This is a genomic window from Streptomyces sp. DSM 41931, from assembly GCF_050271085.1.
Classification (GTDB): Bacteria; Actinomycetota; Actinomycetes; order Streptomycetales; family Streptomycetaceae; genus Streptomyces; species Streptomyces albogriseolus.
Window position 1 is genome coordinate 2,995,664 of the sequence record NZ_CP189902.1, and the last position, 14,818, is coordinate 3,010,481.

15 protein-coding genes are annotated in these 14,818 nt (G+C 74.3%); 8 read left to right on the forward strand and 7 right to left on the reverse strand.

What is annotated here, in order from left to right; translation table 11 throughout:
- The first annotated feature begins 2 nt into the window (after positions 1–2).
- Positions 3–191 (forward strand): sigma-like protein, encoded by a 189-nt coding sequence (locus ACP7TJ_RS13770; protein WP_086701378.1) that lies wholly within the window; start codon positions 3–5, stop codon positions 189–191.
- A 127-nt stretch (positions 192–318) separates the two neighbouring features.
- Here the strand turns inward: ACP7TJ_RS13770 and ACP7TJ_RS13775 are convergent, their stop codons facing one another.
- The 3 genes from ACP7TJ_RS13775 to ACP7TJ_RS13785 form a co-directional block, all read right to left on the reverse strand.
- The gene (locus tag ACP7TJ_RS13775; RefSeq protein WP_427763331.1) at positions 319–843 is read right to left on the reverse strand and encodes a hypothetical protein; all 525 of its coding nucleotides are present in this window, start codon (positions 841–843) and stop codon (positions 319–321) included.
- Between the two features lie 192 nt (positions 844–1,035).
- On the reverse strand, positions 1,036–3,402 hold the full coding sequence (locus ACP7TJ_RS13780) for a PQQ-binding-like beta-propeller repeat protein (protein WP_367471525.1): 2,367 nt from the start codon (positions 3,400–3,402) through the stop codon (positions 1,036–1,038).
- A 222-nt stretch (positions 3,403–3,624) separates the two neighbouring features.
- Complete coding sequence (locus tag ACP7TJ_RS13785) at positions 3,625–4,347, reverse strand: VOC family protein (RefSeq protein ID WP_427763333.1); 723 nt, start codon at positions 4,345–4,347, stop codon at positions 3,625–3,627.
- Between the two features lie 134 nt (positions 4,348–4,481).
- On the opposite strand from ACP7TJ_RS13785, the gene ACP7TJ_RS13790 reads away from it, so the two are divergent.
- The 4 genes from ACP7TJ_RS13790 to ACP7TJ_RS13805 all read left to right on the forward strand — a co-directional run bounded on the left by ACP7TJ_RS13790 (position 4,482) and on the right by ACP7TJ_RS13805 (position 7,770).
- A complete protein-coding gene (locus ACP7TJ_RS13790; protein WP_193459214.1) occupies positions 4,482–5,117 on the forward strand; it encodes a TetR family transcriptional regulator in 636 nt (211 codons plus the stop codon).
- A 215-nt stretch (positions 5,118–5,332) separates the two neighbouring features.
- Positions 5,333–5,758, forward strand: a complete 426-nt coding sequence (locus ACP7TJ_RS13795; RefSeq protein ID WP_167743407.1) for a pyridoxamine 5'-phosphate oxidase family protein — start codon at positions 5,333–5,335, stop codon at positions 5,756–5,758.
- Positions 5,759–5,794: 36 nt separating this feature from the next.
- The gene (locus ACP7TJ_RS13800; RefSeq protein ID WP_193459155.1) at positions 5,795–6,460 is read left to right on the forward strand and encodes a pyridoxine/pyridoxamine 5'-phosphate oxidase; all 666 of its coding nucleotides are present in this window, start codon (positions 5,795–5,797) and stop codon (positions 6,458–6,460) included.
- A 110-nt stretch (positions 6,461–6,570) separates the two neighbouring features.
- Positions 6,571–7,770: a flavin-containing monooxygenase gene (locus ACP7TJ_RS13805; protein WP_427763336.1), complete on the forward strand. Its 1,200-nt coding sequence runs from the start codon at positions 6,571–6,573 to the stop codon at positions 7,768–7,770.
- Between the two features lie 26 nt (positions 7,771–7,796).
- On the opposite strand, the gene ACP7TJ_RS13810 is transcribed toward ACP7TJ_RS13805, so the two are convergent.
- Entirely contained in the window at positions 7,797–9,104 is a 1,308-nt protein-coding gene (locus tag ACP7TJ_RS13810; protein ID WP_193459154.1) for an MFS transporter, read from the reverse strand.
- A gap of 72 nt (positions 9,105–9,176) precedes the next feature.
- Here ACP7TJ_RS13810 and ACP7TJ_RS13815 point away from each other — a divergent pair, with 72 nt between their 5' ends.
- Positions 9,177–10,220, forward strand: a complete 1,044-nt coding sequence (locus tag ACP7TJ_RS13815) for a GlxA family transcriptional regulator (RefSeq protein ID WP_367548149.1) — start codon at positions 9,177–9,179, stop codon at positions 10,218–10,220.
- A gap of 421 nt (positions 10,221–10,641) precedes the next feature.
- Here ACP7TJ_RS13815 and ACP7TJ_RS13820 read toward each other — a convergent pair whose 3' ends face one another.
- From ACP7TJ_RS13820 to ACP7TJ_RS13830, 3 genes are all read right to left on the reverse strand, one after another.
- Positions 10,642–11,109, reverse strand: a complete 468-nt coding sequence (locus ACP7TJ_RS13820) for an ATP-binding protein (protein WP_176710922.1) — start codon at positions 11,107–11,109, stop codon at positions 10,642–10,644.
- A 483-nt stretch (positions 11,110–11,592) separates the two neighbouring features.
- Entirely contained in the window at positions 11,593–12,105 is a 513-nt protein-coding gene (locus ACP7TJ_RS13825; RefSeq protein WP_093768941.1) for an EF-hand domain-containing protein, read from the reverse strand.
- A 176-nt stretch (positions 12,106–12,281) separates the two neighbouring features.
- A complete protein-coding gene (locus ACP7TJ_RS13830; RefSeq protein WP_093768942.1) occupies positions 12,282–12,662 on the reverse strand; it encodes an STAS domain-containing protein in 381 nt (126 codons plus the stop codon).
- A 361-nt stretch (positions 12,663–13,023) separates the two neighbouring features.
- On the opposite strand from ACP7TJ_RS13830, the gene ACP7TJ_RS13835 reads away from it, so the two are divergent.
- On the forward strand, positions 13,024–13,605 hold the full coding sequence (locus tag ACP7TJ_RS13835; RefSeq protein ID WP_427763341.1) for a sigma-70 family RNA polymerase sigma factor: 582 nt from the start codon (positions 13,024–13,026) through the stop codon (positions 13,603–13,605).
- Complete coding sequence (locus ACP7TJ_RS13840; protein ID WP_387584510.1) at positions 13,602–14,780, forward strand: maleylpyruvate isomerase N-terminal domain-containing protein; 1,179 nt, start codon at positions 13,602–13,604, stop codon at positions 14,778–14,780. Before ACP7TJ_RS13835 ends, ACP7TJ_RS13840 begins: the two co-directional genes overlap by 4 nt.
- Positions 14,781–14,818 lie beyond the last annotated feature (38 nt).

The following is a 14,818-nucleotide window of genomic DNA, read 5'->3' on the forward strand; positions in this document are numbered from 1 at the left end:
TCATGACGGAAGCCACGAACGAGCCGGAGTTCACGACGCAGGACCAGCACGCGCCGACGCCGCCGAGCAAGGACGACCCGGAGGTCACCACGCTCGACCAGCACGCGCCGGCCCCGCCGAGCATCGGCGAGGTCACCACGCTGGACCAGCACGCCCCGGCGCCGCCCGCCCTGGACCGGGACGGCCGCTGAGCCTTCTTCCCGCACGGGGACCGGCCGCGGCGGCACGGAGGGGGAGCCGCCGCGGCCGAATCGTCGAGAGGGGCCGTTTCCGGTGTCGTACGACACCGGAAACGGCCCCTCTCACGTGGGGGCGCGGTCAGGCCGCCGGGGCGTAGGAGTCCAGCTCGCACTCGTCGATCAGCGGGACGCTCGCCTCGTCGTCCACCGGCACCCTGGCCGGGGTGGTCCCGCCCGCCGGGACGGTGACCTCCTCGGTGCGGCGGACCAGTTCCTCGCCTGCGGCGTCCCTGAAGACCACCGTCACCGAGAAGGTGCCGTCCACCGTGTCGGTGTTGGCGACCTCGACGGTGGCGTACGGCGTCTCCTCGGACACGCAGTCGACCAGCGTCACCGTGGCGGCGTCCGGGGACATCGACGCCTCCGAGCCGCCGGAGCCGCCGGACCCGCTGCCGTAGTCGTCGTCGTAGTCGTCATCGTCGTCGTCGCGGTGCGAACCGCCGCTCGACGAGTCGTGGTTCTGGCTGGAGCTGCTGCATCCGCCGCCGCCCCCGCCGTCGCCGCTGCTGCCTCCGTGTCCGCGGCCGGTGGAGAAACCGGTGAGCGCGAGGACGACGAGCGTCGAGACAGCCGTGAGCTTGAGTGTCTTCCCCCGAGAAGTCATGACCGTCAGGCTAGCGATCTTTGTGTCACGGCCATGTCACTACCTGGCGACCGTCCCGTACGCGGCGTAGCGTCGGCCCCGAGGGCGGCGGACACCGCCGCCCCCCAGTGGCGGCCGCCGTCCGCGCCCCTTCCGTGCCGCCGGCACGACGGCCGTCCCGCAGGGCGTCGGGGACGCCGGCGACGGCGCGTCTCACGCCGTCCGCGCCGTGCCCGTGCCCTTCTCCGCGTCCAGCGCGTACACACAGCGGTCCTTGCTGCACGCGTACACCACGCCGTCGCGCACCACCGGCGAGCCGGTGATCTCGCCGCCGGTCGCGAGCTTCCAGCGCAGCCGCCCGTCGTCGGCCTTCAGCGTGTACAACAGGTGGTCGCTGGAGCCGAAGTGGATCCGCCCCTCGGCGACCGCGGGCGCGCCCACGATGTCGCCGCCGGACTGGAAGCGCCACTTGGGCGTGCCGGTGACCGCGTCCAGCGTGTAGAGGCCCTTGCCGCTGCCCACGTGGACATGGCCCGCGGCGACCAGCACCGGCTCGACCGAGGAGCGGGCCTCGGTGGCGATGCGCCAGCGGTCGCGGCCGTCGGTGGCGTCCAGGGCGTACACCGTGCCGAGGTAGTCGGCGAGGTACACCCCGCCGCCGGTGACCGCGGGGCCGGGCACGAAGGCGGGCGGGCACAGGAAGACGGCCGGGGCCTCGAAGTGCCAGCGGACGTGCCCTGAGGCGGCCTCCAGGGCGAGCACCCGGGTGCCGGCGCAGACGTAGACGTAGCCGTCGGGCGCGGAGGTGAGGCGGACCGGGACGCCGCCGCAGGAGGCCGCGTCGCCGATCGGGTACGACCAGCGTTCCTCGCCGGTGCGGGCGTCCAGGGCGCGCAGCCGGGCGTCCTGCCAGACGTAGGCGGTGCCGTCGAAGAGGGCGGGCCCGGCCTCCGGGGACTCGAAGTCGGTCTGGCAGCCGGTGAGTTCCCACAGCTTCTGCCCGGTGGAGGCCTCCCGGCCCTGGACGCCGCCGCCGCGCGTGCCGGTGAGGACGGTGCCGCGGTCGGCCTTGAGGGAGTACACCCAGGCGTCCGTGTTCAGCCGCCACAGGTCGCCGCCCTCGCGGGCGTCGAGCGCGTAGAGGGTGGGTCCGTCGGAGGCGTGGATGCGGCCGTCGGCGACGGCCATCGACCAGGCGACGTCGCGCGTCTTGAAGCGGCGCCGGCCGGTGGCCACGTCCAGGGCGTGCACCTCGAAGGAGGTGACGTACACCAGGTCGCCGGCCACGGCGGGCGTGCCCCACACGTCGTTGGACATGCGGAACCGCCACGGGCGCCAGCCGCCGGGCTGCTCCGGCGGCGCGGCGGGCGCCGGGGGCGCGGACACGGCGGCGGGCTCGGCGCCGTTGACGCCGGGGCGGGGCTTGGTCCAGGTCGCGGCCAGGGCGACGGCGGGCGGGGGCGCCTGCACGGCGGCCGCGCGCGTGTCGGCGACGCGCGGGCCGGGACCGATGGGCACCGCGGCGCCCGCCAGCCGGACGGGCCCGGTGCCGGGCGCCCCTACGGGGGCCGCCTGGGACGGGGGCGGCGGGACGACCGGGTCGTGCGGCGGCGGAGGCGGTACGTGGGGACGCGCGCCCGCGCCGCCGCCGCTGCGGCCGCTGTTCTGCGGCGGTCTGGCGGGGCGGCCGCCGCGGCGCGCCTCGATCAGGCTCACCGCCCGCTCGGGCAGCCAGGCGGACGCCGTGCCGCTGTCGTCGGAGCCGGAGCCGAACAGGTGCGGGGCGAGCTGCGCCTGGAGGTCGGCGGGGTTGGGCCGGGCCGTGGGGTCCATCTGCATGCACGCCTCGATGAGCGGGCGCAGCTCGTCCGGCAGACCCTCGAGGTCCGGGCCCTCGCGCAGCAGCATGAAGACCGTCTCGACGGGGTTGGCGCCATGGAACGGGGGGTGGCCAGTGGCGGCGAAGACCAGCATGGAGCCGAGGGAGAACACGTCGCTCGCGCCGGTGACGCTGCGGGAGTCCTTGGCCTGCTCCGGGGACATGTAGGCGGGGGTGCCGACGGCGACGTTGGTCATCGTCAGCCGGGTGTTGGACACCCCGGAGGCGATGCCGAAGTCGATCACCCGGGGGCCGTCCTCGACGACCAGCACGTTGGACGGCTTGAGGTCGCGGTGGACCAGGCCCGCGCCGTGGATCGACTGGAGCGCCTCGGCGACGCCCGCGGCGAGCCAGCGCACCGCCTGCGCGGGCAGCGGCCCGCACTCGTTCACTATCTCCTCGAGCGAGGGGGCGGGGACGTACGCGGTGGCCAGCCACGGCACGGCGGCGCGCGGGTCGGCGTCCACGACGGCCGCCGTGTAGAAACCGGAGACCGCTCGGGCCGCCTCCACCTCGCGCGTGAACCGCACCCGGAAGAGCTGGTCCTCGGCCAGCTCGGTCCGGACCGTCTTGATCGCCACCCGCCGGCCGGACGCCGAGCGCGCGAGATAGACCAGCCCCATGCCGCCGGCTCCCAGCCGTCCCAGCACCTCGAACGGCCCGATGCGCCGCGGATCGTGCTGCGTCAGCTGATCCACCACTTGCCTGCCACCTCCCCGTACGCGTCGCGCCACCACCTGTGCGCGACCGTAGTGCAGCGTCTCACCACCGCACCGCCGTGGCGGCACGCACCCCGATTCTTCCTGTCCGGGCCCCCTGGTGCGAACCGGCAGACAAATCGGGTGTCCAGGTTTACATATGACTCGAATGGACGGTCGGACGGTGCACGGGAGACGGACCGCGGCGGCGCACCGAGCGTACGGTCAGCGGCGCAGCAGCGCGAAGGACGCCCCCTGATTGTCGGTGACGACGGCCACCGTCCCGTACGAGGTGCTGAAGGGCGGCACCTGGACCCGGCCGCCGAGCCGGGTCACCTCCTCCATGGCGGGCTCCAGCTCCGTCACGGCGAAGTGGACGAGGAGGTGCGGCGGCATCTCGGGGGCGAAGACCTCGGTGACGGACGCGCGCCCGAAGTCGGGGTCGGCCCCCTCGCCGAACAGGGCGTCGTGGAAGAGGTCGCCGTAGAAGGCGTTGGCCGTCTCCGTGTCCCGTGCGTAGAGCTGGACCCAGGCGAAGGCGCCCGGCTCGTGGCGGCGTCCGAAGCCCGCCGCGGTCCCGGGCTGCCACAGCGAGAACACCGCGCCCTCGGGGTCGGTGACGAGCGCGGTGCGGCCGAGGTCGCCGAACGGCGCGGGGGGCGCGACCACCTGTCCGCCGGCCGCGCGGATGCGCGCGCACAGGCGGTCGGCGTCCGGGGTGCAGAAGGACACCGTCCACACCGTCGGCAGCCGTCCGTCCGTCTTGTGCGCGAGGGAGGCGACGGGGTCGCCGACCTTCAGCGCCCGGACCGTCCCGGTGGGCTGGTCCTCGAAGGTCCAGCCGAAGAGCTCACCGTAGAACCGCTTGCCCGCCTCCACGTCGGGCAGCTGCGCGTCCACCCAGCAGGGGGTGCCCTCCGTGTACTGCGATGCCCTGTTTTCGGCCATGTCGACAACCTAGCCGCGCCGCCCGCGCCCCGCCGACGAGGCACACCAGGGTTCTTCGGGCCCCGCACCCCATTTGCAGTCGGCCGAATCGCGCTCCTGAACCCCGTCGGTAAGCTGACGGCATGACAGGACAAGTGCGTACCGTCGACGGCCGGGTGGCCGGCCGGCGTGGGCAGGAGACCCGGCAGAAGCTGCTCGACTGCCTCAGCGAGATGCTCAGCTCGTCCCCGTACCGGGATGTCAAGGTCATCGACGTCGCCCGCCGCGCGGGGACCTCGCCGGCCACCTTCTACCAGTACTTCCCGGACGTCGAGGGCGCCGTCCTGGAGCTCGCCGAGACCATGGCGGCGGAGAGCGGCTCCCTGACCGAACTGGTCCGGGGACGCTCCTGGAGCGGGCGGGCCGGCTGGCAGACGGCGCAGGAACTGGTGGACGGCTTCCTGGAGTTCTGGCGGCACAACGACGCGATCCTGCGCGTGGTGGATCTCGGTGCCGCCGAAGGGGAAAAACGTTTCTCCAAGATCCGGCTGAAGGTCCTCAACGCCGTGGAGACCTCCCTCGCCGAGGCGGTCTCCGAGCTCCAGGCGAAGGGGCGGATCGACAAGGACGTCAATCCCGGCGCGATCGCCGGGTCCCTGGTCGCCATGCTGGCGGCCGTGGCCTCGCACCAGAAAGGTTTCTCCTCCTGGGGCGTCAAGCAGGCCGAGATCAAGCCGAACCTGGCGCTGCTGCTGCACCTGGGGGTCACCGGGCGCAAGCCGACCAAGTAACCGCGCACGGCCCCGCACCCCCGCGCGACCTCGCACTTCCTGTCATCCGGGCGGCGGTTCACTCCGGTGGACCGCCGCCTGTCGCGTCCCCGGGGCGGTCCGGTTCCGATGGTGGGGGCGCGACGCGCGGAACACGTCCGGCACGGCCGGCGTTGTACCGCCCGGCCGCAGGCCCGAGTGCCCGCCCCGACGCCGACGACGCTGGAGGAACCGCCATGGCCCTGCCCCGAGAAGAGCGCGAACAGTTCCTGTCCGAACCGCGCGTGGCCGCGTTCGCGGTGGACGCGGGCGACGGCCGCGCCCCGCTGACCGTGCCGATCTGGTACCAGTACGCGCCCGGCGGGGACGTGTGGATCCTCACCGGCCTGCACTCCCGCAAGAACCGGCTGCTCCAGGCGGCGGGACGCTTCTCCCTCCTGGTGGAGCGCGTCGAGCCGACCATCCGCTACGTCTCCGTCGAGGGCCCGGTCGTCGACACCTCCCCCGCCACGGTCGAGAGGCTGCGGGAGATCTCGACGCGCTACCTGCCGGCCGAGAAGGTCGAGGGGTACGTGGACTTCGCGTGGAAGAACCACGGCGAGCAGGTCGTCGTACGGATGCGCCCGGAGCGGTGGGTGTCGTCGGACCTCGGATCGATCTGAGACGGCCGCCTCCTGCCGGGGGCCGACAATCACCTCATGGAACCCGACCTCCACGAACTGCTGCGGTCCCTGCGGGTGTGGGACCCGGCCGTCACCGACCTGCGCGCCTTCGACCCGGAGCGGGCCCCCGCCGAGCCGCTGCCGCTGTTCGCGCGGTGGCTGGCGGACGCCGCGGCGGCGGGGCAGCACGAGCCGCACAGCATGTCCCTGGCGACGGCGGACGCGGACGGCCTGCCGGACGTACGGATCGTGACGCTGCACGGGGCGGACGAGAGGGGCTGGTCGTTCGCCACGCACGCGCACAGCCGCAAGGGCGGTCACCTCGCCGCCCGCCCGTACGCGGCCCTCGCCTTCTACTGGCCGGTGCTGGGCCGCCAGGTGCGGGTACGGGGCCCCGTCACGGCCGCACCGCCGGAGGAGGCCCAGGCGGACCTGCACGCCCGCACCACGGGCGCGCTGGCCGCGGCCCTGACCGGCCGCCAGAGCGCGGTGCTCCCCTCCACGGAGGACCTCACCCGCGCCTCCGAGGCCGCCTGGGACCGGGCCCGCCGCGCCCCCGCCACCCCGGCCCCGTCCTGGACCCTCTACCACCTGGCCCCTGACGAGACGGAGTTCTTCCAGGGCGACCCCCACCGCCGCCATGTGCGGCTGCGGTACCGCAGGGAGGGGGAGGGGTGGGTGAGGGAGCTGCTGTGGCCGTGAGGGGGCGGGAGCATGCAAGCCCGATCGCGGTGAAATCATGTGATCATTCCGCAACCATTTCCGGTCTTGACCGAGACCCATCAACCACCTGCCGGATTACGCTCGCGGTCATGGCCGACTCCACCACGTCCGCGCAGCCCACCGCGCCCCACCGGGCGGACCGCCCCGTCTACGTCGTCGGCGGCGGCCCCGGCGGGCTGTCCGTCGCGTACGCCCTGCGCGCCCGCGGCGTGCGGGCCGTCGTGCTGGAGCGCTCCGAGCGGATCGGCGACTCCTGGCGCCGCCACTACGACCGGCTGCACCTGCACACCACCCGGCGCCGGTCCGCCCTGCCCGGCCTGCCGATGCCCCGCCGCTTCGGACGCTGGCCGTCGCGCGACGACGTGGTCCGCTACCTGGAGAAGTACGCCGAGCACCACCGCCTGGAGATCGTCACCGGCGTCGAGGTGTCCCGCGTCGAGCGCACCCCCGACGGCACCGGCTGGCTGCTGCGCGCCACCGGCGGACGTGAGCTGACCGGCGCGGCGGTCGTCGTCGCCACCGGCTTCAACCACACCCCGCGCATCCCCGACTGGCCCGGACGGGACGCGTACACCGGCGAGTTGCTGCACGCCTCGCGGTACCGCGACGCCAAGCCGTTCGCCGGGCGGGACGTGCTGGTGGTGGGCGTCGGCAACACGGGCGCCGAGATCGCCGTGGACCTGGTGGAGGGCGGCGCCTCCCGGGTGCGGCTGGCGGTGCGCACCCCGCCGCACATCGTGCGCCGCTCGACGGCCGGCTGGCCCGCGCAGTACTCCGGGATCCTGGTGCGCCGGCTGCCGGTGCCGCTGGTGGACCGGATCAGCCGCCTCCAGGCGCGGATCGCGGTGCCGGACCTGTCCGAGCACGGCCTGCCCCGCCCGGAGACCGGGCTCTACAGCCGCGTCCTGGAGGGCGCGATCCCCGTGCAGGACGTCGGTCTGATCGACGCGGTGCGCAAGGGCGCGGTGGAGGTGGTCGCCGCCGTGAAGGGCTTCGAGGAGAACGAGGTGCTGCTGGCCGACGGCGGGCGCGTCGCCCCGGACGCGGTGATCGCGGCCACCGGGTACGAGCGCGGTCTCGAGGGCCTGGTCGGCGGCCTCGGGGTGCTGGACGAGCGGGGCAGACCCGTGGTCCACGGCGCCCGCACCCCGGCCGGCGCCCCGGACCTGTACTTCACCGGCTTCACCAACCCGATCAGCGGCAACCTCCGGGAGATGGCGCTGGACGCCCAGCGCATCGCCCGCGCGGTCGCCCGCGGCGGAAAGGCGTCCCGGCTGCCGGGCGCCTGACCCGCGCGGGCGGTACGGGGCGCTGCTCAGCCCGCCGGCAGGACCGCCGGCCGCTTGCGGATCACCAGCGCCATCAGCGCCGCCGCCGCGCACAGCGCGCCCGACGCGAGCCACATCACGTCGTACGAGCCGAACGCGTCCCGCGCCAGGCCGCCGGCGAAGGCCACCACGGCCGCGCCCACCTGGTGCGACGCCAGCACCCAGCCGAACACGATGGGGCTGTCGTCGCCGTAGTGCTCCCGGCACAGCGCGAGCGTGGGCGGCACGGTGGCGACCCAGTCGAGGCCGTAGAAGACGATGAACAGCAGCATCGGCGGGTGCACGGAGGGCGCGAGCAGCAGGGGCAGGAAGAGCAGGGAGACGCCCCGCAGCGCGTAGTAGACGGCGAGCAGCCTGCGGGCGTCGAAGCGGTCGGTGAACCAGCCGGAGGCCACCGTGCCGACCACGTCGAAGACGCCGATGACGGCCAGCAGGGACGCGGCGGTGGTGATCGGCATGCCGTGGTCGTGCGAGGCGGGCACGAAGTGGGTCTGGATCAGTCCGTTGGTGGAGGCGCCGCAGATCGCGAACGTGCCGGCGAGCAGCCAGAACGGGCCGGTGCGGGCGGCGGAGGCGAGCACGGCCAGCGTGCGCCGGGCGGCCCCGGGCACGGGCGCCGGCTTGGGCACGAACTCCTTGGCCCCGTACGGCTTCTGGCCGACGTCGGCGGGGTGGTCGTGCAGCAGCAGCCAGACGAACGGCACCACCGCGAGCGCGGCGAGCGCCACCGTCACGGCCGCGGGACGCCAGGAGTACCGGTCGACGATCCACGACAGCAGCGGCAGGAAGATCAGCTGCCCGGAGGCGGACGCGGCGGTGAGGATGCCGCTGACCAGGCCGCGCCGCTCGGTGAACCAGCGGTTGGTGACGGTGGCGGCGAAGGCCAGCGCCATGGAGCCGGAGCCGAGGCCCACCAGCAGGCCCCAGCAGAGGATCAGCTGCCAGGCGGCGGTCATCCACACGGTGGCGCCGGAGCCGGCCGCGATCACGGTCAGCGCGACCGCGACGACCCGGCGGATGCCGTAGCGGTCCATGAGCGCCGCCGCGAACGGGGCGGTGAGGCCGTACAGCGCCAGGTTGACGGAGACCGCGGCGCCGATGGTGCCGCGCGACCAGCCGAACTCCTCGTTCAGCGGGTCGATGAACAGCCCCGGCACGGCGCGGAAGGCGGCGGCGCCGATGATCGTCACGAAGGTGACGGCGGCGACGAACCAGGCGCGGTGCACCCGGCGGCGGGTCGGCGTGCGGCCGCTCGCGGGCGGCCCGACGGCGGCGGTCTTGCTGGTCGTGGTCACGCCGTACAGCTTCGGGGAAGCATGTCCCCTTCAACGAGTGGCCCGAGGGACAGCATTCGCTAGGATCGGGCCATGCTGTCGGACCCGGCCGAGCCGCTCCACTCCCCCGCCGGTCACCGGCCCCACCGCGTGGTCGTCCTCGCCCTCGACGGGCTGCTGCCGTTCGAGCTGGGCATCCCGCACCGCGTGTTCGGCCGCCCCCGGGACGAGCGGGGGCGCCCGCTGTACGAGGTGGTCACCTGCTCGGTCCGGCCGCCGGGACCGGTGGAGACGGACGCCGACTTCACCGTCCACGTGCCCAACGGCCCGGAGGCCCTGGCCACCGCCGACACGGTGATGATCCCGGCCTGCTATGAGCTGGGCCCGGTCTTCGAGCGGGGCGAGCTGACGGACGAACTGGCGGACGCGCTCGGCCGCATCCCGCCGGCGGCCCGCATCGCCTCCATCTGCACGGGGGTGTACGTCCTCGCCGCCGCCGGCCGGCTCGACGGGCGCCGCGCCACCACGCACTGGGCGGACGCGGAGCGGCTGCAGCGGTTGTTCCCGAAGATCGACGTCGACCCGGACGTGCTGTTCGTCGACGACGGCGACATCCTCACCTCGGCGGGTGTGGCGGCCGGGATCGACCTGTGTCTGCACATGGTGCGGCGCGACCACGGCGCCGCCGTCGCCAACGACGTGGCCCGGCGCACGGTGGTGCCGCCGCACCGGGACGGCGGCCAGGCGCAGTACATCCAGCGTCCGGTGCCGGATCCGCAGCAGGCGTCCACGAGCGGCGCCCGCGCCTGGGCGCTGGGCCGGCTGCACGAGCCGATCCAGCTGCGCGACATGGCGGAGCGGGAGTCGATGTCGGTGCGCACCTTCACCCGCCGCTTCCGGGAGGAGACCGGGGTCAGTCCGGGCCAGTGGCTCACCCGTCAACGGGTCGAGCGGGCACGGTACTTGCTGGAGGCCACCGAGCTGACCGTGGACCAGGTGGCGCGGGACGCGGGCTTCGGCACGGCCCAGTCCATGCGGGCCCGGCTCCAGGCGGCCCTCGGCGTGACCCCCACGGCCTACCGGCGCACCTTCCGCGCGGCCTCGGAACGCGGGGAGGGGGCGGCGGTCGCGGGCTGAGCGCCCCTCCCCCGCGTCCGTTTGTCCACAGGCTGTGGACAAACGGACGCCCCGCGGCGGTGCGGCGCCGCCCGCCCCGGGCACGGCAGCCCCGCACCGCCCTTCGGCTCCGGCGGCCCCGCCAGGTCCCCCGCCCCCGGGAGGCACGCGCCGGATCACGACCCACACTCGCCGAGGACCCCCGTCGCGGTGCCCTCGCCGTCCCCTCGCGGCGAATCGCTGACGTCCAGCGTGATCACCCGGTCACGCCACGTCAACACCGTTTCGGAGCGCTGTGCGGAGTTTGCGGCGTTTGCCTGTTTCATCGGCTCGGCGCACGGGAGCACACCCGGCGCACCGGATCACGCACGGCACCGGAGTGCCGTCCCGCCGTGCACCTGTGCCTCCCCGAAGACGCGGCAACCGTCGGACCGCGGAGCGCTCAGACCGCCTCGTACGCCAGCCCGTCGTACGGCACCGCGCCGCCGCCGCAGGAGGCGCGGGCGGCGTCGGACGCCGCGCCGCAGCGGTCGAGTTCGCACCAGATGCGCTTGCCGGCGCCCTCGGTGCTCCAGCCCCAGCGGTCGGCCAGCCCGTCGACGAGGGCGAGTCCGCGTCCGCCGGTCGCCTCGTCGCCGGCGCAACGCGGCACCGGCGCGCGGCCGCTGCGGTCGGCGACCTCCAGACGGACGGTGACCTCCTCGGCCGCGTCCGCGCCGGGCAGCGACAGTCGCAGGACGGCCGGACAGCCGGTGTGCACCACGGCGTTGGTGACCAGCTCGGAGACGAGCAGGATCAGCGTCTCGGCCAGCGGTTCGTCGGCCCCTATGCCGGACCCGGCCAGCCGTGAGCGGGCCCAGCGCCGGGCCCGCCCCACCTCAGCGGGGTCGGGCCGGATCTCCAGCTGCACTTGAAGCACCTGCACCGCTCACACCATCCGAACCGGCGGACACTTGGACTCGCGCCTCACGAGGGCCACGATCCTAGCCATTTTTCGCATGGCCAGAACAACGGCCGGGACCGGGATCACGGACCGTGACTCCCTTGTAGGACAGCTTGGTTGACGTACAGTCACCTCAACAAGCGCTTCGGGCATATTCCAGCGCGAAGGAGTACCCGTACGGCATACTGTGCGACGCTCGCCGCGCGGACTCGAACGCAGCGTGGGGAACGGCCGGTTGGCCCCACGAGCAGCCGCAGGCACGGCCCCTCGGGCATCCGCCCCGAGGGCGGCCCGGCCACGGTGCGCGCTCACGACGACTCGCATCCCGCACAACGTACCGGGCCGCGCCCCGACTCCGGGCCGTGACGAAGGAACTCGTCCGGCCCGAAGCCTTCCGGACGCTCCGTGATCAGGAAAATGCCACGATCGGTGACACGGACGTCCGGCGCGTCACTCGGGGACGGTGAAGTAGCGGGCGAACGCGGAGACGATCTCCTCCTCGCCGATCCGTCCGTCCCCGTCGGTGTCCAGCTGTGCGGCGGCCTCCGCGGCGACGTCCCCCTCGATGCCCAGCACCTGGAGCACGCGCGCGGTGTTCTCCACGCCGACCGCGCCGTCCCCGGTGGTGTCGGCGACGGCGAGCGCCGCGTGCAGGAAGGGCCGGGCGATCTCGGCGAAGCGCTCCGGGTTGTCCCGCAGCCGCTTGAGCGCGCCGGTCACGAACTCCTCGCGGGTGATGCGCTGGTCGCCGTCCCGGTCGGCGATGCCGGCCATGCCCTGCCAGAACGCCTCGGCGCCGACGTACAGGGCCTGGCCCCGGTCGGAGCGGGCCGCCGTGCCGAACTCGGCGAGCAGCGCCTTGGCCGCCGCCATGAAGTCCTCGCGGTCGATGTAGCCGTTGCCGTCCTGGTCGAAGCCGGCGAAGCGGGCCGCGATCCTGCGCTCGTACTCGCTGGTGACCATGTCTTGTTCAGGCCGCCTTAGGTCGGAGGGGTCGTCTCGCTGGGAGCGTACGGGGTGAGAGGGCGCGGGGGAGCCGGAAAGCACCGCTTGGACCAGGACCGGGGGAACACCGGGACACACGTGTGACACGTGTGAGGGGGACCACGCGCGGGCCGCGGGGTGAGAAGGGCGGCGGCTCAGGCCGGGAGCGGGCGGGCGTCCTCGTCGACGGCGGACGGCACGTCCGGGTGGATCTCGAACAGACGGCGCACCCCGAGCGCGCCGAGCACCTTGTTGACGTGGCTGCCGTCGGCGGCGCCCCGCGCGGGCAGGATCAGCCGGAGCCGGCCCTGGCAGGAGCGCAGCAGCCGGCGGGAGGCGATGAGCACGCCCACCCCGCTGGAGTCGCAGAACCACACCTCGGAGAGATCGAGGACGAGCCGGTGCCGCCCCTCGGCCACGACGTCGTGCACCCGCTGCCGCAGCACCGGGGACGTCACCAGGTCCAGCTCGCCGCAGACCCGGAGGACGGCCCATTCGCCGTTCTCCTGGTCGGTCACTTTGAAGCTCACCACCACGCCCCTCGGTCGCCGAAACGGAAGCAACGCCTACGCTTCCCTGCTGCGCGGCTGCCCACCGGCCGTGCCCTGAAACGCAGCCCCGGAAACGGTTACCGAACAGGAAGGGCTTGTTTCGGTCGCAATCGATCCGATTCGATCGGTTCCGATCGACGCGTCATGGGGCAGACATGATCCGCACGCCGTGCGACCTGCGCGGGCGACCCTCTACCACGGAAGGCGCCGCGAGGGGCGCACATTGCCACAAAGGGGCGTGCACGCGCGTCCATGGCGACTACATTCGTGGCGTCGCCGGTCACACGCCGGCCCCGGGCACCGACCACCCCGGGGCCCGGGGGACGAACAGGGGGTGAGGGGCCGCATGCAGAAAAAGACCGTACCGCCCCGCTGGGACCGCACGATGCAGCAGCGGCTCGCCCGCGGGGAGGCGGCCGCCCTCGGCGAGCTCTACGACCGCTTCGCCTCCCTGGTGCACGGCCTCGCCCACCGCGTCCTCGGTGACGAACACGCGGCCGACACCGTCACCCGTGACGTCTTCGCCCACGTCTGGCAGCACCCCGGCGCCTACGACCCCCGGCAGGGCCCCCTGCGCAGCTGGCTCGCCGCCCTGACCAACCGGCTGGCCGTGGAGCGGCTGCGCACCACCGGGACCGCCGCGCTCGCCCGGGGCGGCCCCGGCACCACCGAGGACCTGGAGCGCACGGTCCGGCACGCCACGGTGGCCGCCCGCGCCGACTACATCGTCCAGTCCATGCCCGCCCCCCTGCGGGCCGCGCTGGAACTGGCCTACTTCCAGCGCCGGGACTACCGGCAGACCGCCGCCGACCTCGGCGTCACCGACGAGGAGGCCCGCCGCCGGCTGCGCCTCGGCCTCCAGCTGCTGGCCACCGCCCAGGACGCGGGGACGCCGGGAGCACCGCCCCGGATCGGAGGTGCCGCGTGAGCGGGCGCCGCCCCGGGCCGTACGACGACCGCACCCCCCTGGGCGCCGGGCCGGACGAGCTGCCCCCGGGGCCGGAGCACCAGGTGCTGAAGTCGCTGCTGGGCGCCTGGGCGCTGGCCGCCTGCGCGCCCGCCGAGGCCGACGCCGTCGAGGAACACCTCGGTGACTGCGGCCCCTGCGCGGACGAGGCGCTGCGGCTGCGCGAGGCCGTCGGCCTCCTCCAGCGCCCCGAGAGCCTCGACCTGAAGCCCGTACTGCGCACCCGTGTCCTGGAGAGCTGCCTGGAGCGGCGCCCTCCGCGCATCCCGGTCCCCGAGTGGGCCGCCGCCTACGACGCCGAGACCGCCCGGCTCGACGCGCTGCTCCAGGACTTCGGAGACAACGAGTGGCACGCGCCGGTGCGGCTGCGCTGGTACGAGGGCGACGAGGTGAGCAGCCGCCGCACCACCGTCGCCGGGGTCATCGCCCATCTGATGACCGTCGACGGGCTGGTCGCGGTCGCCCTCGGCCTCCAGGACCCGCTCGGCGACGTCCGGCCCGAGCGCCCCACCCCGTCCGGCCGCACGGAGGCGTACTGGCGGGCCGCCCGCTTCCCGCCCACCCGGGCCGTCCGCGGCCCCTGGCGCGAGCAGAGCCACCGGCTGGTCCGCACGGTCTCCTTCACCGGCGGCGACACCGGCCGCACGACCGTCCCCTACGGCGACTTCGCGCTGCCGCTGCACGACGCCATGCTGGACCGGGCCTTCGAATGCTGGGTGCACGCGGAGGACATCGCCGAGGCGGTGGACTACCCCTACGACCCGCCCGCCGGACGCCATCTGCACGACATGGTGGATCTCGCGGCCCGGCTGCTGCCCCTGGTCCTGGAGGACCGCCGCCACCACGGGCTGGCCGCCCCCGTGGAGCGCCGGCTGGTGGCGGCCGGGGAACCGGGGCGCAGCCTGCGGCTGGAGATCGAGGGGTCCGGCGGCGGGGAGTGGCTGATCCCGCTGGACTCGCCGGCGGCGAAGGGGTCCGCCGAGCACGAGGTGGCTCATGTCGCCCTGGACGGGGCGGAGTTCTGCCGGCTGGCGGCGGGGCATGTGCCGCCGCCCGAGGCTGCCGCCGGGCAGGAGGGCGACCGCGAGGCGATCAGGGATGTGCTGTTCGCTGCCGCGAGCTTGAGCAGGATGTAAGGGCGCCTTGTGCTTCGTCGGCGGCTGCGGGCCGTCCT

Coding starts and splice junctions, on each gene's coding strand:
- ACP7TJ_RS13770 (WP_086701378.1), top strand. CDS start 3: ATGACGGAAGCCACGAACGAGCCGGAGTTCACGACGCAGGACCAGCAC.
- ACP7TJ_RS13775 (WP_427763331.1), bottom strand. CDS start 843: ATGACTTCTCGGGGGAAGACACTCAAGCTCACGGCTGTCTCGACGCTC.
- ACP7TJ_RS13785 (WP_427763333.1), bottom strand. CDS start 4,347: ATGGCCGAAAACAGGGCATCGCAGTACACGGAGGGCACCCCCTGCTGG.
- ACP7TJ_RS13795 (WP_167743407.1), top strand. CDS start 5,333: ATGGCCCTGCCCCGAGAAGAGCGCGAACAGTTCCTGTCCGAACCGCGC.
- ACP7TJ_RS13800 (WP_193459155.1), top strand. CDS start 5,795: ATGGAACCCGACCTCCACGAACTGCTGCGGTCCCTGCGGGTGTGGGAC.
- ACP7TJ_RS13805 (WP_427763336.1), top strand. CDS start 6,571: ATGGCCGACTCCACCACGTCCGCGCAGCCCACCGCGCCCCACCGGGCG.
- ACP7TJ_RS13815 (WP_367548149.1), top strand. CDS start 9,177: ATGCTGTCGGACCCGGCCGAGCCGCTCCACTCCCCCGCCGGTCACCGG.
- ACP7TJ_RS13825 (WP_093768941.1), bottom strand. CDS start 12,105: ATGGTCACCAGCGAGTACGAGCGCAGGATCGCGGCCCGCTTCGCCGGC.
- ACP7TJ_RS13835 (WP_427763341.1), top strand. CDS start 13,024: ATGCAGAAAAAGACCGTACCGCCCCGCTGGGACCGCACGATGCAGCAG.